Origin of the sequence: Bradyrhizobium sp. 141 (genome assembly GCF_023074055.1) — a bacterium.
GTDB lineage: Bacteria > Pseudomonadota > Alphaproteobacteria > Rhizobiales > Xanthobacteraceae > Bradyrhizobium.
Genome location: NZ_JADPKR010000025.1, coordinates 13,282 through 32,265 on the forward strand (window position 1 = coordinate 13,282; position 18,984 = coordinate 32,265).

The 18,984-nt window shown below is 64.2% G+C and carries 15 protein-coding genes; 7 read left to right on the forward strand and 8 right to left on the reverse strand.

Annotated features, from left to right (window positions below):
• The first annotated feature begins 216 nt into the window (after nt 1-216).
• The gene (gene mutS / locus IVA81_RS07460) at nt 217-2,952 is read left to right on the forward strand and encodes a DNA mismatch repair protein MutS (protein ID WP_247314265.1); all 2,736 of its coding nucleotides are present in this window, start codon (nt 217-219) and stop codon (nt 2,950-2,952) included.
• Nucleotides 2,953-3,064: 112 nt separating this feature from the next.
• Here mutS and IVA81_RS07465 read toward each other — a convergent pair whose 3' ends face one another.
• From IVA81_RS07465 to IVA81_RS07485, 5 genes are all read right to left on the reverse strand, one after another.
• Nucleotides 3,065-3,868 (reverse strand): hypothetical protein, encoded by an 804-nt coding sequence (locus IVA81_RS07465; RefSeq protein ID WP_247314268.1) that lies wholly within the window; start codon nt 3,866-3,868, stop codon nt 3,065-3,067.
• A 182-nt stretch (nt 3,869-4,050) separates the two neighbouring features.
• The gene (locus IVA81_RS07470) at nt 4,051-4,560 is read right to left on the reverse strand and encodes an OsmC family protein (protein WP_247314270.1); all 510 of its coding nucleotides are present in this window, start codon (nt 4,558-4,560) and stop codon (nt 4,051-4,053) included.
• Nucleotides 4,561-4,615: 55 nt separating this feature from the next.
• Nucleotides 4,616-5,401, reverse strand: a complete 786-nt coding sequence (locus tag IVA81_RS07475) for an ABC transporter ATP-binding protein (RefSeq protein ID WP_247314272.1) — start codon at nt 5,399-5,401, stop codon at nt 4,616-4,618.
• 5 nt (nt 5,402-5,406) lie between these two features.
• A complete protein-coding gene (locus IVA81_RS07480) occupies nt 5,407-6,252 on the reverse strand; it encodes an ABC transporter permease (protein ID WP_247314274.1) in 846 nt (281 codons plus the stop codon).
• A gap of 214 nt (nt 6,253-6,466) precedes the next feature.
• The gene (locus IVA81_RS07485; RefSeq protein ID WP_247314276.1) at nt 6,467-7,438 is read right to left on the reverse strand and encodes an aliphatic sulfonate ABC transporter substrate-binding protein; all 972 of its coding nucleotides are present in this window, start codon (nt 7,436-7,438) and stop codon (nt 6,467-6,469) included.
• A 187-nt stretch (nt 7,439-7,625) separates the two neighbouring features.
• Here IVA81_RS07485 and IVA81_RS07490 point away from each other — a divergent pair, with 187 nt between their 5' ends.
• A complete protein-coding gene (locus tag IVA81_RS07490) occupies nt 7,626-10,418 on the forward strand; it encodes a [protein-PII] uridylyltransferase (protein WP_247314278.1) in 2,793 nt (930 codons plus the stop codon).
• A gap of 91 nt (nt 10,419-10,509) precedes the next feature.
• Here IVA81_RS07490 and IVA81_RS07495 read toward each other — a convergent pair whose 3' ends face one another.
• Nucleotides 10,510-11,412 carry a LysR family transcriptional regulator gene (locus tag IVA81_RS07495; protein WP_247314280.1) on the reverse strand — a complete coding sequence of 301 codons (903 nt, stop codon included), beginning with the start codon at nt 11,410-11,412 and terminating at the stop codon, nt 10,510-10,512.
• Between the two features lie 183 nt (nt 11,413-11,595).
• Between IVA81_RS07495 and IVA81_RS07500 the strand changes: the two genes are divergently transcribed.
• Complete coding sequence (locus tag IVA81_RS07500) at nt 11,596-11,964, forward strand: nuclear transport factor 2 family protein (protein WP_247314281.1); 369 nt, start codon at nt 11,596-11,598, stop codon at nt 11,962-11,964.
• 97 nt (nt 11,965-12,061) lie between these two features.
• Here the strand turns inward: IVA81_RS07500 and IVA81_RS07505 are convergent, their stop codons facing one another.
• Nucleotides 12,062-12,604 (reverse strand): methylated-DNA--[protein]-cysteine S-methyltransferase, encoded by a 543-nt coding sequence (locus IVA81_RS07505; RefSeq protein WP_247314284.1) that lies wholly within the window; start codon nt 12,602-12,604, stop codon nt 12,062-12,064.
• 99 nt (nt 12,605-12,703) lie between these two features.
• Here IVA81_RS07505 and IVA81_RS07510 point away from each other — a divergent pair, with 99 nt between their 5' ends.
• The 3 genes from IVA81_RS07510 to IVA81_RS07520 all read left to right on the forward strand — a co-directional run bounded on the left by IVA81_RS07510 (nt 12,704) and on the right by IVA81_RS07520 (nt 15,908).
• Nucleotides 12,704-13,060 carry a DUF1304 domain-containing protein gene (locus IVA81_RS07510; protein ID WP_247314604.1) on the forward strand — a complete coding sequence of 119 codons (357 nt, stop codon included), beginning with the start codon at nt 12,704-12,706 and terminating at the stop codon, nt 13,058-13,060.
• A 145-nt stretch (nt 13,061-13,205) separates the two neighbouring features.
• Nucleotides 13,206-14,432, forward strand: a complete 1,227-nt coding sequence (locus tag IVA81_RS07515) for an ABC transporter substrate-binding protein (RefSeq protein WP_247314285.1) — start codon at nt 13,206-13,208, stop codon at nt 14,430-14,432.
• Nucleotides 14,433-14,681: 249 nt separating this feature from the next.
• Nucleotides 14,682-15,908, forward strand: coding sequence for an ABC transporter substrate-binding protein (locus tag IVA81_RS07520; protein ID WP_247314287.1), 1,227 nt, complete (start codon nt 14,682-14,684; stop codon nt 15,906-15,908).
• A gap of 212 nt (nt 15,909-16,120) precedes the next feature.
• Here the strand turns inward: IVA81_RS07520 and IVA81_RS07525 are convergent, their stop codons facing one another.
• Complete coding sequence (locus tag IVA81_RS07525; protein WP_247314289.1) at nt 16,121-16,546, reverse strand: DUF1330 domain-containing protein; 426 nt, start codon at nt 16,544-16,546, stop codon at nt 16,121-16,123.
• A 169-nt stretch (nt 16,547-16,715) separates the two neighbouring features.
• Here IVA81_RS07525 and IVA81_RS07530 point away from each other — a divergent pair, with 169 nt between their 5' ends.
• Nucleotides 16,716-18,932, forward strand: coding sequence for a penicillin-binding protein 1A (locus tag IVA81_RS07530; protein WP_247314291.1), 2,217 nt, complete (start codon nt 16,716-16,718; stop codon nt 18,930-18,932).
• Nucleotides 18,933-18,984: the final 52 nt, after the last annotated feature.

Consider the following 18,984-nt stretch of genomic DNA (forward strand, 5'->3'; position numbering starts at 1 on the left):
CGTTGTTCTCCCTGAATGCCGCGGTTCGGCCAGAATTCTTCAATGACGGCGGAGTTTTAGGAGGGCGCCCGCGGCAGGTCAATTGACTGATACGCGCATGTTCCGAGGGGTCCGCACGCCGGCCACGCATGCCGCAATGCGGACAACGTGGAAAACCCGCCCCTGCCGGCCAAAGCGGTAGGAGCAGGTGCCGAAATTTTGTAGGTTGCGCCGCCCATGACCATGCAACAGCCGATACTCGCTCCGCCTCCCGACGAAGTGCCCGCCGCGCCGGCGGAAGCCATCGCGCGCGTGACGCCGATGATGGAACAGTACCTGGAGATCAAGGCAGCGCATCAGGGTCTCCTGCTGTTCTACCGGATGGGCGATTTCTACGAATTGTTCTTCGAGGACGCCGAGATCGCCTCCAAGACGCTCGGCATCGTGCTGACCAAGCGCGGCAAGCATCAGGGCGCCGACATCCCGATGTGCGGCGTGCCGGTCGAGCGCTCCGAGGACTATCTGCATCGCCTGATATCCGCCGGCCACCGCGTCGCGGTCTGCGAGCAGACCGAGGATCCCGCCGCCGCCAAGGCGCGCGGCAACAAGAGCGTGGTCCGCCGGGGCGTGGTGCGGCTGGTCACGCCGGGCACGCTGACCGAGGACACGCTGCTCGATGCGCGCGCCAACAATTATCTGCTGGCGATCGCACGCGCCCGCGCCTCCGGTGGCGGCGATCGCTTCGGCCTTGCCTGGATCGACATCTCGACCGCCGAATTCACGGTCACCGAATGCTCTAGCGGGGAGCTCGCCGCGACGCTGGCGCGCATCAACCCGAACGAGGCGATCGTCACCGACGCACTCTACAACGACAGCGAACTCGGACAGACCTTGCGCGAGCTGCCAGCCGTGACGCCGCTGACTCGCGACGTCTTCGACGGCGCCACCGCCGAGAAACGGCTGTGCGACTACTTTGCCGTCGCGACCATGGACGGGCTCTCCCAGCTTACGCGCTTGGAGGCCACTGCCGCGGCCGCGGCCGTCACCTATGTCGACCGCACCCAGGTCGGCAAGCATCCGCCGCTGTCACCGCCCGCGCGCGAGGCCTCCGGCGCGACCATGGCGATCGATCCGGCGACGCGCGCCAACCTCGAACTGACGCGGACGCTCGCAGGCGAACGACGCGGCTCGCTGCTCGACGCCATCGACTGCACCGTGACCTCGGCGGGCTCGCGCTTGCTGGCGCAGCGGCTGGCGGCGCCGCTGACGGATGCTTCAGCAATCGCACGGCGGCTCGATGCGGTCAGCACCTTCGTAGCCGATTCAGCCGCGCGCGAGGACATCCGCAGCATACTGCGCGGCGCGCCCGACATGTCGCGGGCGCTGGCGCGTCTGTCAGTCGGCCGCGGCGGCCCGCGCGATCTCGCGGGGCTGCGCGACGGCATCATCGCCGCCGACCAGGTGCTGGCGCGGCTTGGCGAACTCGACCAGCCGCCGCTAGAGATCGCCGCGATCATGGCGGCGCTGCAACGTCCGTCGCGCGAGCTTGCGGCGGAATTCGCCAGCGCGCTCGACGAGCAGCTGCCGCTGATCAAGCGCGACGGCGGCTTCGTTCGCCAGGGTTACGAACCCGCGCTCGACGAAACGCGCAACCTGCGCGACGCTTCGCGCCTGGTGGTGGCCTCGATGCAAGCCCGCTACGCCGATAGCACTGGCGTCAAGGGCCTGAAGATCCGGCACAACAACGTGCTCGGCTATTTCGTCGAAGTCACCGCGCAGCACGGCGACAAGCTGATGTCGGCACCGCTGAACGCGACCTTCATCCATCGCCAGACGCTGGCGGGCCAGGTTCGCTTCACCACCTCGGAGCTCGGCGAGATCGAGGCCAAGATCGCCAATGCCGGCGATCGCGCCCTCGGGCTCGAGCTCGAAATCTTCGAACGGCTCAGCGCCAAAGCCATGGCGATCAGCGACGATCTGCGCGCCGCCGCGCACGGCTTTGCGCTGCTCGACGTCGCGACGTCGCTGGCAAAGCTCGCGGTCGACGACAATTATGTGCGGCCGGACGTGGACGAGTCGCTCGGCTTCGCGATCGAGGCCGGCCGCCATCCCGTGGTGGAGCAGGCCCTGAAGCGCAACGGCGAGCCGTTCATCGCCAATGCGTGCGATCTATCACCCGCGCCTGCGCAAAAATCCGGCCAGCTCTGGCTGCTCACCGGCCCCAACATGGCCGGTAAATCGACCTTCCTGCGTCAGAACGCGCTGATTGCGCTGCTGGCCCAGATCGGCAGCTTCGTGCCGGCGACGCGTGCGCGGATCGGCATCATCGACCGCCTGTTCTCGCGCGTCGGCGCCGCCGACGATCTCGCGCGCGGCCGCTCCACCTTCATGGTGGAGATGGTCGAGACCGCGGCGATCCTGAACCAGGCCGGCGAGCGCTCGCTCGTGATCCTCGACGAGATCGGCCGCGGCACCGCAACGTTCGACGGCCTCTCGATCGCCTGGGCCGCGATCGAGCATCTGCACGAAAGCAATCGCTGTCGCACCCTGTTCGCCACGCATTATCACGAGCTGACCGCGCTCTCGGCAAAGCTGCCGCGGATGTTCAATGCCACCGTGCGGGTGAAGGAATGGCAGGGCAATGTCGTATTCCTGCACGAGGTGCTGCCGGGCTCGGCCGACCGCTCCTACGGCATCCAGGTGGCAAAACTCGCCGGCCTGCCGCCCGCGGTGATCACGCGCGCGAAATCAGTGCTGTCCAAGCTGGAGGCGCAGGACCGCGGCCAGACCGCGCGAGCGCTGGTGGACGATCTGCCGCTGTTCGCCGTGCCCTCGCGCGCCGCGGCTGAAGCCGCGCCGCCGAGCGAAGCCGAGCTGTTGATGGACGCTGTGAAGGCGCTGCACCCCGACGAGATGTCCCCGCGCGAGGCGCTGGATGCGCTCTATGCGTTGAAGGCCAAGCTGCCGAAATAGTGATGGTGCCGTAGGGTGGGCAAAGCGCAGCGTGCCCACCATGCAACGGCGAATTCGCAGAAGGATGGTGGGCACGGCGCGCGAAGTGCGCGCCTTTGCCCACCCTACGAAGCTACGAAGCCGCCGCCAGCCGCTTCCTTCGCCCGTTCCACCACAGCGTCAGATTCCACACGATGCAGGTGGCTAGCCCCATGCTGAGGCCGATCGCGGAGCCAAAATTGGCGGCGCCGACGTGCAGCACCGCAATCGCCGTGCCGAATCCGAGCAGACCCCAGGCGGAGTTGGCAAGCACTGCGGCGGTCGGCGGGCCGCCGATACGCGGATGCAGGATCACCATGATGCTGGAGAACACCACGGGATACAGCGCGATGATGCCGCTGATGCGGGGACCGACCCAGCCCGAGGTCGAGACCACGATCGCGACGAGGGTCGCGACCAATGCAGCCCGCATCGGCACGTCATACCAGCGGCGCGTCACCAGCGGCATCTTCACATGGCGATAGCCGGCCAGGAGCGGGATGCAGATGCCGAAGGCGATCAGATTCGCGGCCAGTCCGGCGGTGAGCGACCAGTCGAACTGACGGATGATCGAAGCAAGCACGATCCAGATCGCGACCGCGCTTCCACAACTCACCAGAAGATTGTGTCGCTGCGCCAGCACCACGTAAACGAGGCACATGAAGATCGTCGCCGCGTTGATCGGAAGACTTGCCAGCGAGCCTTGCGCGATGAAGGCGGCGTCGTGATCGAGTGCGAGGAAGACGTAGGAGGGACCGGCTGATATCGGCAAGGTCGCGACCAGCGCGCCGATCACCGGGCCCGACCGCTCGGTGATAATCGACGCCGTCACGACGAAGGTCGCCGCGATCGCCATGCGCAGGAGCAGAAAGAGGATGAAGTGGAGGTCGGGGGACATTCTATCTGTCATTCCGGGGCGCGCGAAGCGCGAGCCCGGAATCCATAACCACAGGCATTAGTGGTTTAAGAGCTGGAGCGACGACCGTCCGAATCATGACGGCCTGTGGCTATGGGTCCCGGGCTCGCGCCAAGCGGCGCGCCCCGGGACGACACCGATTGTGGAGTGGGGGCTTTCGCTCCTCACATCCGCTGCATCGATACCGACACCTTCGGGCCGTTCTTGATGGTCTGATAGACTACACAATAGCGCTCGGTCAGCTTGAGCAGGAGATCGAGCTTGTCCTGCGTCGCATCGGTGTCGACCTCGAAGCGCAGACGGATCTCGGCGAAGCCGACCGGGGTCTCCTTATCGACACCGAGCGTGCCGCGAAAATCGAGATCGCCCTCGGCATAGACGTTGCCGGTCTTCAAGGGCACCTCGATCGCGGTCGCAACCGATTTCAACGTGACACCGGCACAGGCCACCAAGGCTTCGAGGAGCATGTCGCCGGAGCAGAGCTCGAGGCCGGAGCCGCCGGTCGCAGGATGCAGGCCCGCCATTGCAATGGCGCGGCCGGTCTCGACCTTGCAGGCGATGCCTTCGCCATCGGTGGAGCCCTTGGCCTTCAGCGTGATCAGCGCGGTCTTGGGGTCGGTCTTGTAGCGCTCCTTAATCGGAGCCTGCATCTGGCGCAGCTCTGCAGCGTCCATGTTCGTTCTCTCCCGGAAAAATCGCCCTTCGATGTACCGGCTTGGCGAGAAATTGTCACCACCACATAGCCTGACCGGGACCCTGGGTTGCGTCACGGTCGGGCACGCTGCGGTCGAGCGAACGGTCGAGTGACGCCAGGACACTTCGCTTGAAATTCTCGAACAGCGGCGAGTTGCGGTCGCGCGGCCGTCCCAGATTGATCTCGATCTGATCGAACAGCCGCCCCGGTCGCGGTCGCATCACCAGGACGCGGTCGGCCAGCACCACGGCCTCGTCGACGTCATGCGTGACGAGGATGAGCGTCGGCCGCGTGTCGGCCCAGAGGTCGAGCAGATGATCCTGAAGATCCCTGCGGGTGAAGGCGTCGAGCGCGGAGAACGGCTCGTCGAGCAAGAGCACCTCCGGCTGCGGCACCAGTGCGCGGGCGATCGCGACGCGCTGCGCCTGCCCGCCGGAGAGCTCGCGCGGCCAGGCCTGCGCCTTCTCGGCCAGCCCGACCCGCTCGAGCGCACGCGCCACCTTCTCGCGCCGCTCCGCCGCGGGCAGATCGGCAAGGCCAAAGCCGATATTGTCGGCGACGCTGAGCCAGGGCAAAAGCCTGGGCTCCTGGAAGATGATGCCGATCTTGGCATGGGGCGAACTGATCGCCTCATTGTCGAGCGTCACGGTGCCTGAGCTGGCGCGATCGAGACCGGCCACGGCGCGAAGCAACGTTGATTTGCCGCAGCCGGAGCCGCCGATAATGGCGACGATCTCGCCTTGCCTGATCTCGGCGGAGAAGCGCGCCAGCGCCTGCACGCCGTTCGGATAGGTCTTGCTGACCCGGTCGAGCGCCAGCATCGCCTTTAGGCTCCCTTTGCGCGGACGAAGACATCCTGCCATCGCAGGAAGGGCGCGGCGGCGACCTCGATGAGCCAATCGGTGAGCTTGCCGAGGATGGCGAAGATCACGATCGCTGCCAGGATCTGCGCGGGCTTGCCGAGCTGCTGGCCGTCGAGCAAGAGATAACCGAGGCCTTCGGAGGCGCCGATCAGCTCGGCCGCCACGACGAACATCCAGCCGAGGCCGAGCCCGACGCGCAAGGACACGACATAGGCCGGCAACACGGCGGGCAACAGGATGCGGCGGATCATCGCCGGGCCGGACAGGCGGAAGGTGCGACCGACCTCCACGATCTTGCGGTCGACCGAAAGGATCGCGCCCATCACGCCGAGATAGACCGGGAAGAACACGCCGACCGCGATCAGCGCGACCTTCGAGGTCTCGAAGATGCCGAGCCAGAGGATGAACAGCGGCACCCAGGCAAGCGAGGGGATCGCGCGCAGCGCTTGCACGGTCGGATCGAGCAGCCGGCGGGCGAGCGACCAATAGCCGGAGATGGCTCCCAGCAGCGTGCCTGCGACCACGCCGAACGCGAAGCCGAGCGCGACGCGCCACAGCGTCGCGGTAATGTGGCGGACCAGCTCGCCTGAACGGGCGAGCTCGGCGATGGTGGCAAAGATGCGCGAGGGCGGCGGCACCAGCCGGCCGTTGGACCAGCCGAGCCAGACCACGAGTTCCCAACCGAGCGCGAGCGTCAGCGGCAGCAATATCCCAAGCAGCGGCCGCGCATAGCGCGACAGCCGCGAAGGCGCGGCGACGTTTTCGGCCGGTTCGGAGGCTTGTTGCAGAACTGGCGCGTCGGAGATCATGGTCCTAGCAAGCGCGTCTGACGAGGGAATGCAACACTCCTATTGCCGCCTCGCCGCCGCTCTCTTCCTTCTCCCCTTGTGGGAGAAGGTGGCGCGAAGCGCCGGATGAGGGGTTTTCTCCACTCGCAACACTGATCGTGAGGATAGATACCCCTCACCCGGCTTCGCGTTCCGCGAAGCCACCCTCCCCCACAAGGGGGGAGGGTTTAGAACCTCAATTCGTCGGCAGCGGGACTTGGTCGTCGATCAGGGCGTCCAGCGTCGCCTTGACGTCGACCTTGGCATCGACGACGCCGGCCTGTTGCAGCGCGAGGCCGGCGGCGAGGATCGACTCGCGCTGGGCCGCGCCGATGCGGCTGTGGGTGAGCTCGGTGCGCTCCTTGAGCTGCTTGTCGACCACCGGCTCCGGCAGCTTTGTGACTGCGATGAAGGTCTTTTTCAGCTCGTCGTAATTCGCCAGTGAATATTTGCGCGCTTCCTCGTACACCGCGAGCACGCGGCGGGCCGCATCCGGATGGTCCTTCAAGAACTGCTCGCGCACATTGAGGATGCCCCAGGTGTTGGCGTCGGCCTTGCGGTAGAACAGCTTTGCGCCCTCCTCGACCTCGGCCTGCGCCATCATCGGATCGAGGCCGGCCCAGGCATCGACGTCACCGCGGATCAGCGCGGTCTTGCCGTCGGCGTGCTGGAGCAGCACCGGCGTGATGTCCTTCTCGGTCAGGCCGGCGCCGAGCAGCGCGCGCACCAGGAAGATGTGCGGGTCGGTGCCGCGCGTCACCGCGACGCGCTTGCCCTTGAGATCGGCCACGCTCGCAATCTTGGAGTCCTTGCCGGACACCAGCGCGGTCCACTCGGGACGCGAATAGACATAGATCGACTTGATCGGGTTGCCGTTGATCTTCGCCACCAGCGCCGCCGAGCCCGCGGTCGAGCCGAAATCGATCGAGCCCGCATTGAGGAATTCGAGCGCCTTGTTGGACCCGGCCGACTGCACCCAGGTGACGGTGATACCGTCCTTGGCGAACTCCTTCTCGAGCAGCCCCTTCTGCTTCAGGACCATCGACACCGGATTGTAGGTCGCCCAGTCGATGCGGATTTCCTTGAGCGGATCCGCCGCCTTTGCCGATTGGGTCGTGGCGAGCGCAACCGCCCCCGCCAGCAGAATACGTCGTGTCATCCTGGTCATGCCCGGCCTCCTCCAAAATTTCATTGTTTTTCAATGAGTTACATCTGGAAATCAACGAGAAAATCCACCCTCGAAGGCCTTCCCGCCGAGAACAGATTTACCCAAAGCCGCAGCTTTCCAGCATGGAACGACTATTGCCAGAGAATGGCGGGTGACAGCGCCTGTCACCTCTTATATCCGGTGAGACATGGACAGCGTCGCGACTGAGCACAAGGCCGAGATGGACGATCGTTTCGACACGGCGCGGATCACCGCCGCGGTCGATGCGCTTGCCGAAAAGCATCAGGGACGCGAAGACGCGTTCCGCACCGCCATGGCGCAATTGCTCAAGGCCGAGCTGATCGCGGCACGCGCCGCGGCACAGGAAATCCTTTTGAAGGACCGCCACGGCCGTCGCTGCGCCGAGCGGCTGTGTCACGTCCAGGACGAGATCATCCGCATTCTGTATTCTGCGGCGACCCGTCATCTTTACCGCTCGCCGATCCCGAGTGGCGCCGAGCGCATGGCCGTGGTCGCGACCGGCGGCTATGGCCGCGGTCTGATGGCGCCCGAATCCGACATCGATCTCCTGTTCATCCTGCCCTACAAGCAGACCGCCTGGGGCGAGCAGGTCGCCGAAGCCATCCTCTATTGCCTCTGGGACATGGGGCTGAAGGTCGGTCACGCCACGCGCTCGGTTGACGAATCGATCCGGCAGGCGCGCGGCGACATGACCATCCGCACCGCGATCCTGGAGACGCGTTTCCTCACCGGCGACAAGCCGCTCTATGACGAGCTGGTCGCGCGCTTCGACAAGGAGGTGGTGCAGGGCACCGCGTCGGAATTCGTCACCGCAAAGCTCGCCGAGCGCGAGGAGCGGCATCGCCGCGGCGGCCAGTCGCGCTACCTGGTCGAGCCCAACGTCAAGGACGGCAAGGGGGCCTTGCGCGACCTGCACACGCTGTTCTGGATCGCCAAATATGTCTATCGCGTGCGCGACACCAGCGAGCTGGTCGAGCGCGGCGTGTTCGACGCGCAGGAATATCGCAGCTTCCGCCGCTGCGCCGATTTCCTCTGGTCGGTGCGCTGCAATCTGCACTTCTACTCCGGCCGCGCCGAAGAGCGCCTCTCCTTCGACCTCCAGCGCGAGATCGCGGTGCGGCTCGGCTACACCTCGCACCCCGGCATGCAGGACGTCGAGCGCTTCATGAAGCACTACTTCCTGGTCGCCAAGGAAGTCGGCAACCTCACCGCCATCCTCTGCGCCAAGCTTGAGGACCAGCAGGCCAAGCCCGCGCCGGTGCTGAGCCGGATGATGGCGCGGCTGCGGCCGACCGCGGTGAAGCGGCGCGTCCCCGACAGCGACGACTTCATCGTCGACAACAACCGCATCAACGTCGCAGCGCCCGACGTGTTCAAGCACGATCCGGTCAATCTGATCCGCATCTTCCGCCTCGCGCAGAAGAACAACCTCGCCTTCCACCCGGATGCGATGCGCGACGTGACGCGGTCGCTTGGCCTGATCAACGCGCAGCTTCGCGAAAATCCCGAGGCCAACCGGTTGTTCATGGAGATCCTGACCTCCGACAACGCGGAGATCGTGCTGCGGCGGATGAACGAGACCGGCGTGCTCGGCCAATTCATCCGCGCCTTCGGCAAGATCGTCTCGATGATGCAGTTCAACATGTATCATCACTACACGGTCGACGAGCATCTGATCCGCTGCATCGGTTTCCTCCAGGACATCGAGCGCGGCGGCGTCGAGGAATTCGCGCTCGCCAGCGACCTCATGCGCAAGTCCCGGCCCGAACACCGCGCGGTGATCTATATCGCCACGCTGCTGCACGACGTCGCCAAGGGCCGGCCGGAGGATCACTCGATCGCCGGCGCCAAGGTGGCGCGCCGGCTGTGCCCGCGGCTCGGCTTCAGCCCGGCCGACACCGAGCTCATCGCCTGGCTGATCGAGGAGCACCTGACGATGTCCACGGTCGCGCAGTCGCGCGACCTCTCGGATCGCAAGACCATCGAGAATTTCGCCGCCGTGGTGCAGTCGGTCGAGCAGATGAAGCTGCTGACCATCCTGACCACCGCCGACATCCGCGGCGTCGGGCCCGGCGTGTGGAACGGCTGGAAGGCGCAGCTGCTGCGCTCGCTCTACTACGAGACCGAGCCGGTGCTGACCGGCGGCTTCTCGGAGGTCGATCGCGGCAAGCGCCTCGCCGCTGCCTATGCCGAATTCCGCATGGCCTTCGCCGAATGGCCGGAGGACGAGCTCGATGCCTATATCGGCCGGCACTATCCGGCCTATTGGCTCAAGGTCGAGCTGCCGCGCAAGATCCGCCATGCCCGCTTCGTCCGCTCCAGCGAGCAGGCCGGCCACAAGCTCGCGATCAATGTCGGCTTCGACGAGGTGCGCGGCGTCACCGAGCTCACGATCTTCGCCGCCGACCATCCCTGGCTATTGTCGATCATCGCCGGCGCGTGCGCCTCGGCCGGCGCAAACATCGTCGACGCCCAGATTTACACCACGACCGACGGCCGCGCTCTCGACACGATCTCGATCTCCCGGGAATACGACCGCGACGAGGACGAGGGCCGGCGCGCCACGCGCATCGGCGAGATGATCGAGGACGTGCTCGAAGGCAAGCTGCGCCTGCCCGAAGTGGTGGCGCGGCGCACCGTGCGCAGCAAGGCGCGGCCCTTCGTGATCGAGCCGGAAGTGACCATCAACAACCAATGGTCCGACCGCTACACGGTGATCGAGGTCTCCGGCCTCGATCGCCCCGGCCTGCTCTATGAGCTGACCACCGCAATCTCGAAGCTCAACCTCAACATCGCCTCGGCCCATGTCGCGACCTTCGGCGAGCGCGCCCGCGACGTGTTCTACGTCACCGACCTCCTGGGGGCACAGATCAGCGCGCCGACCCGGCAGGCTGCGATCAAGAGCGCGCTGACCCATGTGATGGCCGGAGACAAGGCGATTGCCGCACCGGCGGCGTGATTTCCTGTCGTCATTCCGGGCTCGCCGCTGCGCGGCGTCCCGGAATGACAAGAGGAGAGGTCGGCACGCCACGCCTTCACCTCCTTACCAATCAACGCGCCGACTTCTGTTCGGAGAGTCGTAGTGCGTTCACGAGTGCAGACAGCGCAGCTGGTTGATGCTGGCGGCTGGGATAATACATGAAGAAGCCGGGAATCGGCGGCGTCCAGTCCTCCAGCACCCTGACAAGGCGGCGTTGCGCAACATATCCGGCGACCTGCTCTTCATAGGCGATTCCGATACCGACTCCAGCGAGCGCCGCCTGAATCACCAGGTGAGTATCGTCAATGATGAGCGGGCCGTTCACGTTGATCGTGACCGACTTTCGTCCCTGCTCAAACTCCCACCGATATGGACCACCCGCAAGACGCAGGGTGATGCACCGATGATCGCCAAGGTCCTTTGGCTTTTCGGGGATGCGTCGTGAAGCGAAATAGCGTGGCGACCCTACGACCGCCAATCGCAGTTCGGGCGTGACACGAACCGCGATCATGTCCTTTTGAATGTACTCGCCAAGCTGAATACCGGCATCGAACTCGCCTGCAACAAGGTCCACGGGTCCAGTGACGGTGACAACGTCCAGAACGATGTCCGGGTAGGCCTCGGCGAAAGCCCTGAGGCGCGGTAACAATACCATCACGGCAGCTGATCGTGACATGACAATTCGAAGGCGACCTTCGGGTCGACGCCGAACGCTTCGAGCTTTGTCGATAGCATGACGAATTTGCTCAAGCGCCGGGGACAAGTCTTCCAAAAGAGCTGCCCCCGCAGCGGTTGGCGCAACGCTCTTGGTTGTTCGAGCGAGCAGCTTCAGCTCGAGCCGCTGCTCAAGCCTCCGGATTGTGTGGCTCAAGGCAGACTGGGATACACCCAGCTTTATCGCAGCGCGTGTGAAGCTTCGTTCATTGGCCACGACTGCAAACGCAGCGAGTTCGTTCATTTCGTTCGTCATCATTTATGAATATCGCTCACGAGCCCATGCCATGCAAGACGTCTAGCCTCATAAGCCAGTTTGCCGTAGTCCTGCGCGGGCAAGAAGAGATCTGCAGTACCTTTATGAACGCGGCGGCAGGTTGGCGCTCGGCATAGCCGGCCCAGCTGCATGAATGAGTTCCGTGTAACAGCTTTGAGGATGACAATGGATACGGACGTTCCCGCCTTGCGCTCCCTTGCGCAGACCTATTTCGATGCTGCCTATGAAATGGATGCTGAGAAATTTGCATCCATACTTCATCCCTTGAGTTCCGTGACGAAGGTCGCCGAGGACGGCAATGTCGGCGTGACGCCGATTGCAACCTGGCTAGCAGCGGTGCGCAACATGAAAGCTCCGAAGCAACAGGGCTTCGAGCGGGATGATCAGATCCTGTCAATCGATGTTGAAGGAGAACTCGCGCTCTTGAAGGTGAAATTGAAAATTCCGCCGCGTTGCTTCACGGACCTTTTGTCATGCCTGAAGGTGAACGGGACCTGGAAGATCGTGCAGAAAGTGATGACGTCGAAAATCTGACGGATTCGGTTACAGCAGGGGCAGCAGCCGAATGGTCGCTCGACGACCCATCGCCGGGGCAGGTCCTTGAAGCCGGCTCCTTATCGCTCACACCTCGTCAAACGGGCGCTCGAACCTCCACCCCCTCGTGCCGCAGCAGCCAGCGCTTGCGCTCGAGGCCGCCGCCGTATTTCACCAGCGAACCATCTGCGCCGATCAGCCGATGGCATGGCAGCACCACGCTGATCGGGTTGGAGCCGTTGGCATGGCCGACGGCGCGAATGGCTTTTGGCGTGTCGATCCTTGCGGCGAGCGCGCCATAGCTCATGGTGGTGCCCGCAGGGATTTGCGCGAGCGCAGTCCAGACCTTCTGCTGGAACGGCGTGCCGGCGATGCGCCATGCGATGCTCGAGAGCTGACCGAGATCGCCTTCGAAATAGCCCGACAGCGCCGTCCGCATGGTCGCGGGCGCAGGCTGGTCGCTCAGATCGACCGCGCCGTAGTGCAGGCGCAGGAGCTCACGCATGCGGTGCTCATAGTCTGCCCAGTCGAGCGCGCGCAGCGCACCCTCGGCATCGGTGACGAGCAAGGCGATTCCGATCGGCGTCGTCAGGCGATCGAGGCCGAAGCGAACAGAGAGTTTGGTTGGTCGGCTGACCATTGCGGCACCATTGCATCGAAACACGCTTATCGCACTTGCCATGCCGGCCATGCTAGCGTCCACCCGAAAGCTGACGCTTTGGGGGAGCTGACCTTGATCCTGATCGCCAATGTCCTGGTGGCGCTGGTCGCCGCGCTGCACGTCTTTTTCCTGATCCTGGAGATGTTCCTCTGGGATAAGCCGCAGGGCTTGAAGGTGTTTCGCAACACGCCGGAGAAGGCCGAGATCACCAAAGTGCTGGCTGCCAATCAGGGGCTCTATAACGGCTTCCTCGCCGCCGGCCTGATCTGGGGTCTCGTCCACGGCAACCCGGCCTTCGCGTTCCAGATCAAGGCGTTCTTCCTGCTTTGCGTGATCGTGGCCGGCGCCTATGGCGCCGCGACCGTCAGCCGCCGCATCCTGATGGTGCAGGCGCTGCCGGCGGCGGTCGCGCTGGCTGCCTTGTTCCTCGCCTAGCTTTTGGCCTGAGACGCTACGGCGCAGCGCTGCGATCCTTGCGCGGTGGCGAACCTTCCTCCACAATCTTCGGCAGCGATGGCGACCGTTGCAATCAACGGAAAAAGACCGTCGGCCGAAAATTCCGTCAGGAGGAACAACCCACATGAGCAATCGCAGAGCCTTCATAGCTGCCACGGCGGCGCTCGCCTTCGCGTTCTCCGCCACCCACGCCCTCGCCCAGAAGAAATACGACACCGGGGCGAGCGACACCGAGATCAAGATCGGCCAGACCGTGCCGTTCTCCGGCGCCTACTCCGTCTATGCCAATATCGGCAAGACCCAGGCCGCCTATTTCAAAATGATCAACGATCAGGGCGGCATCAACGGCCGCAAGATCAATCTGATCCAATATGACGACGCCTATTCGCCGCCGAAGACGGTGGAGCAGGTGCGCAAGCTCGTCGAAGGCGACGAGGTGCTGTTCACGTTCCAGATCATCGGCACGGCCGCCAACGCCGCCGTGCAGAAATATCTCAACGGCAAGAAGATCCCGCAGCTGCTGGCGTCCACCGGCGCAGCGCGCTTCAACGATCCGCAAAACTATCCATGGACCATCGCCTATAATCCCAACTACGTGTCCGAGGGACGGATCTACGCCAAGTACATTCTCAAGGAGCATCCGAATGCCAAAATCGGCGTGCTCTACCAGAATGACGACATGGGCCGCGACTATCTTGCCGGCCTCAAGAGCGGCCTCGGCGACAAGGCCGCCAGCATGATCGTCGGCGAGGTGTCCTATGAGGTCACCGACCCGACCGTCGACTCGCAAGTGGTCAAGCTGAAATCGCTGGGCGCCGATCTCTTCTACGATGCCTCGACGCCGAAGTTCGCGGCGCAAGCCATCAAGAAGGTGGCCGAACTCGGCTGGAACCCGGTGCACATCCTCGACATCAATGCGAGCCCGATCTCGGCGACGCTGAAGCCGGCCGGCCTCGACATCTCCAAGGGCATCATCTCGACCCAATACGGCAAGGAGCCGAGCGATCCGCAGTGGAAGGACGATCCGGGCGTGAAAGCGTTCTTCGCCTTCATGGACAAGTATTTCCCCGAAGGCGACAAGCTCAACACGGTCAACACCTATGCTTATTCGGTCGCCGAGCTGCTGACGCAGGTGCTGAAGCAGTGCGGCGACGACCTGTCGCGTGAGAACGTGATGAAGCAGGTCGCCAACATCAAGGACTTCACCCCGAGCTTTGCGCTGCCCGGCATCAAGATCAACACCGGGCCGAACGACTATCGCGTCAACAAGCAGATGCAGATGATGCGGTTCAACGGTGAACGCTGGGAGCTGTTCGGACCGATCATCGAGGACAACGGACCGTCGGGCTAGCGCGACCTGGCAGAGGCGCGTAACGGATGCTCCGCACCCGAGGTGCGGAGCATCATGCTTTGCACGTTGCCGGCGTCGTCAACCATGTCTGAAAGTCCGCAGCGTCGGTTCGACTAAAGTCACTTCCGTGACCAGCATGTAATCTTGCGTTGCAGCAAGGCCTCCGCCACACTCCCGCCCAGCGATGACATCCGCTTGCCGCCACGGCGACGGAAAGATCATCGAGATAACAAACCGAGGAAATTGCGAATGAGGAACGGATTTTTGCATCTGGTCACAGGCACGGCCCTCGCTTTGGCGCTGTCGGTCTCGGCGGCCAGTGCCCAGAAGAAATATGATCCCGGCGCGTCGGACACCGAAATCAAGATCGGCCAGACCAACCCGTTCAGTGGCCCCGCCTCCGCTTATGCCACGATCGGCAAGACCCAGGCCGCCTACTTCAAGATGATCAACGATCAGGGCGGCATCAACGGCCGCAAGGTCAACCTGATCCAGTACGACGATGCCTATTCGCCGCCGAAGGCGGTGGAGCAGGTGCGCAAGCTCGTCGAGAGCGACGAGGTGCTGCTTACCTTCCAGCTTCTCGGCACCCCGTCGAATGCTGCCGTGCAGAAATATCTCAACGCCAAGAAGGTTCCGCAACTGTTCGCGGCCACCGGCGCCTCGAAGTTCACGGACCCAAAGAACTTCCCATGGACGATGGGCTTCAATCCCAACTACTTCGTCGAAGGCCGCATCTACGGCCAGTACATCATCAAGAACCATCCGAACGCCAAAATCGGCGTCCTCTACCAGAACGACGATCTTGGCAAAGACTATCTGAACGGCATTAAGGCCGGGCTTGGAGACAAGGCCTCCAGCATGATCGTTGCGGAAGCTTCATACGAGGTCTCCGATCCCACCATCGATTCGCAGATACTCAAGATCAAGTCGGCGGGCGCCGATCTGTTCTTCAGCGCCACGACGCCGAAACAGGCCGCGCAGGCGATCAAGAAGATCGCCGAGCTCGACTGGCATCCCGTGCACATTCTCGACATCAACGCCACTTCGGTCGGCGCCGTGATGAAGCCCGCGGGACTTGAAGCGTCCAAGGGCGTGATCAGCGTCAACTATGGCAAGGATCCGCTCGATCCGACCTGGAAGGATGATCCGGGCATGAAGAAATATTTCGAGTTCATGGCCAAGTACTATCCGGACGGCGACAAGGACTCGAGCTTCAACAGCTACGGCTACTCGACCTCGCAGTTGATGGCCTATGTGCTCCAGAAATGCGGCGACGATCTAACCCGCGAGAACGTCATGAAGGTCGCCACCAGCCTGAAGGACGTGGAGCTCGACCTGTCGCTGCCCGGCATCAAGGCCAACACCTCGCCAACCGACTATCGCGTCAACAAGCAGCTTCAGATGATGAAGTTCAACGGCGAGCGCTGGGAGCTGTTCGGCCCGATCCTGGAAGACGCAGGCCCGGCAGGTTAGTGGTTGCCTGGTTCTGAAATGCGATCGGCGGCCTTCGGGCCGCCGATTTTGTGTTCGCGACTCAAATCCCTCACCGTCACCCTAAGGTGGCCGCCTCTTCGGCGGCCCTCGAAGGGCGACGGCCCGGCTGGTCGCAGCGGGGAAGCATCGGGGCGCGATGCCTTGCATCGCGCCGCTCGCACCTCAGGATGACGGGGAGAGAGCAACGCGCCCTACGCCGGTATCTCTCCAAAATTCTTCCCCACCGGCAGCACCGCGTGCCGGATCAGCCGTGAATCCTCCACCGCGGCCTGGCGGTGCTTCACCGCCTCGCGATAGGCGGGATCGCGGATCATCTCGACGAAGGCTGAGACGCTCGGATATTCGGCGATGAAGCAATGGTCCCAGCGCTCGTCCTGCGGGCCGATCAGCATCAGCTCGAACCTGCCCTGCCAGACGATGCGGCCGCCAAGGCGTTCGAACACCGGCCCGCTCTCGCGGCCATAGGCTGCGTAGGCTTCCGCGCCGCTCGCCTTGCGTCCGTCCGGATAGGCCGCTTCTTTGCGCAGGCGCACCAGATTGAGCATGTGGATCGGGCCGGGGCGGTCGTTGTCCCGAAATTGTGCGAAGATCTCCTTGGTCGGATCGATATGGCCCATGCGTGTTTCCCTGTAGTGTTGTGCCCGCAATCCTAACGCCGTCGCCTCATCAGCGGAACTGCGGCGGGCGAATGCCCCATCTCCTAATCACGCGTTAACGTCAGGGTAACCGGGCCTTAAACTGCGACCGCTAGCGTGCGGCGGGGCGGGCGGACCGGGCGTTTTGCGTATGGGGTTGGGAAAGAAAAAGGGTGGGCGGAAGGAGCCGCTGTTCGGCTTGCCCGCGGCGCTCGCCGATCTGCGCCTGACCGCGGCGGATCGCATTCCCGGCGGCGACGACAAGCCGAAGAAATCGACGAAATCATCAATCAAGCGCAAGAGCGAGGATGCCGGCGACGAGCCGCCGCGCGAGCGAAAGGCACCGGCCGGCCGCAGCGGCGCCAAGCGCCGGTCGAAGTCACGCGGCGGCTTCGGCCTCGGTCGCCTGGTCTATTGTGGCGCGGTGCTGAGCCTGTGGGGCGTGATCGCCGTGATCGGCGTCGTGATCTATGTCGGCGCCCATCTGCCACCGATCCAGTCCCTGGAGATTCCCAAGCGCCCGCCGACGATCCAGATCGTCGGCATAGACGGCAGCATGCTGGCACAGCGCGGCGAGATGGCCGGCGCCAATGTCGCGCTGCAGGACCTGCCGCCATACCTGCCGAAGGCGTTCATCGCCATCGAGGACCGCCGCTTCTATTCGCACTTCGGCATCGATCCCATCGGCATCCTGCGTGCTCTCGTCACCAACGTGCTCCATCGCGGAGTCTCGCAGGGCGGCTCGACGCTGACGCAGCAGCTCGCGAAAAACCTGTTCCTGACCCAGGAGCGCACCATGCAGCGCAAGCTGCAGGAGGCGGAGCTCGCGATCTGGCTGGAGCGCAAGCATTCCAAGAACGAAATCTTGGAGCTCTATCTCAACCGCGTCTATTTCGGCTCGGGCGCCTATGGCGTCGAGGCGGCGGCGCAGAAATATTTCGGCAAGTCGGCCAAGAACGTCACGGTCGCCGAAGCGGCCATGCTCGCCGGCCTCGTCAAGTCGCCCTCGCGCCTCGCACCGAACCGCAATCCTGAAGGCGCGGAAGCGCGCGCGCAAATCGTGCTCGCGGCGATGGCGGATGCGAAGTTCATCACCGACGCTCAGGCGAAGGCCTCGATCGGCCACCCTTCCTACAATGTGAAGCCGGCCGGCGCCGGCACGGTCAATTACGTCGCCGACTGGATCGGCGAGGTGCTGGACGATCTGGTCGGCCAGATCGACGAGAGCATCAAGGTCGAGACCACGATCGATCCGAAGCTCCAGGGCGTTGCGGAGGCCGCCATCATCGACGAGCTCGCAGCCAAGAGCGTCAAGTTCAATGTCAGCCAGGGCGCGCTGGTGGCGATGACGCCTGATGGCGCCGTGCGCGCCATGGTGGGCGGGCGGAACTATTCCGACAGCCAGTACAACCGCGCGGTCACCGCCAAGCGCCAGCCCGGCTCCTCGTTCAAGCCGTTCGTGTACCTCACCGCGCTCGAGCAGGGGCTGACGCCTGATACCATGCGCCAGGACGCGCCGATCGAGGTCAAGGGCTGGAGACCCGAGAACTACACCCACGAATATTTCGGCGCGGTGACGCTGACGCAGGCGCTGGCGATGTCGCTCAACACCGTCGCCATCCGCCTCGGCCTCGAGGTCGGGCCGAAGAACGTTGTCCGTACCGCGCACCGGCTCGGCATCTCGTCGAAACTCGAGCCGAACGCCTCGATCGCGCTCGGCACGTCGGAAGTCTCGGTGGTCGAGCTGGTCGGCGCCTATGCGCCCTTCGCCAATGGCGGCTTCGGGGTGGCGCCGCATGTCGTGACGCGGATCAGGACGCTCAGCGGCAAGCTGCTCTACATGCGCCAGCCGGAGGAGCGCAACCAGGTCATCGACCCCCGCTATGTCGGCATGATGAACACGATGATGCGGGAAACGCTGATCTCAGGCACCGCCAAGAAGGCGGAGATCCCGGGCTGGCCGGCGGCCGGCAAGACCGGCACCAGTCAGGATTATCGCGACGCCTGGTTCATCGGCTACACCGCCAACCTCGTCACCGGTGTCTGGCTCGGCAATGACGACAACTCGCCGACCAAGAAGGCCACCGGCGGCGGCCTGCCGGTGGAAGTCTGGTCGCGCTTCATGAAGACCGCGCATGAGGGCGTGCCGGTGGCGGCGTTGCCGAGCGCACCAAGTGGCTGGGGTCTGTCGAACCTCGCGCAGGCGGCATCGCAGGTGTCACCGCCGACAGCGGCGGCGCCTGGACCGGCACCGGCGAACAATGGCGGCTATCGTCCACCGCCACCCACACGCGCCAATGTGCGTCCCGAAGCGGCGGCGGGGCTCGATGGCTGGCTGATGGACCGGCTGTTCGGCGGGAATCGATAGGTGCGAGCTGAGGGCCCACACCAAAACTGCGAAAACAACCCCATGCACAGTA

Coding starts and splice junctions, on each gene's coding strand:
- IVA81_RS07465 (WP_247314268.1), bottom strand. CDS start 3,868: ATGTCCCCCGACCTCCACTTCATCCTCTTTCTGCTCCTGCGCATGGCG.
- IVA81_RS07475 (WP_247314272.1), bottom strand. CDS start 5,401: ATGCTGGCGCTCGACCGGGTCAGCAAGACCTATCCGAACGGCGTGCAG.
- IVA81_RS07470 (WP_247314270.1), bottom strand. CDS start 4,560: ATGGACGCTGCAGAGCTGCGCCAGATGCAGGCTCCGATTAAGGAGCGC.
- IVA81_RS07495 (WP_247314280.1), bottom strand. CDS start 11,412: ATGATGACGAACGAAATGAACGAACTCGCTGCGTTTGCAGTCGTGGCC.
- IVA81_RS07505 (WP_247314284.1), bottom strand. CDS start 12,604: ATGGTCAGCCGACCAACCAAACTCTCTGTTCGCTTCGGCCTCGATCGC.
- IVA81_RS07515 (WP_247314285.1), top strand. CDS start 13,206: ATGAGCAATCGCAGAGCCTTCATAGCTGCCACGGCGGCGCTCGCCTTC.
- IVA81_RS07520 (WP_247314287.1), top strand. CDS start 14,682: ATGAGGAACGGATTTTTGCATCTGGTCACAGGCACGGCCCTCGCTTTG.
- IVA81_RS07490 (WP_247314278.1), top strand. CDS start 7,626: ATGGACAGCGTCGCGACTGAGCACAAGGCCGAGATGGACGATCGTTTC.
- mutS (WP_247314265.1), top strand. CDS start 217: ATGACCATGCAACAGCCGATACTCGCTCCGCCTCCCGACGAAGTGCCC.
- IVA81_RS07480 (WP_247314274.1), bottom strand. CDS start 6,252: ATGATCTCCGACGCGCCAGTTCTGCAACAAGCCTCCGAACCGGCCGAA.
- IVA81_RS07525 (WP_247314289.1), bottom strand. CDS start 16,546: ATGGGCCATATCGATCCGACCAAGGAGATCTTCGCACAATTTCGGGAC.
- IVA81_RS07500 (WP_247314281.1), top strand. CDS start 11,596: ATGGATACGGACGTTCCCGCCTTGCGCTCCCTTGCGCAGACCTATTTC.
- IVA81_RS07530 (WP_247314291.1), top strand. CDS start 16,716: ATGGGGTTGGGAAAGAAAAAGGGTGGGCGGAAGGAGCCGCTGTTCGGC.
- IVA81_RS07485 (WP_247314276.1), bottom strand. CDS start 7,438: ATGACCAGGATGACACGACGTATTCTGCTGGCGGGGGCGGTTGCGCTC.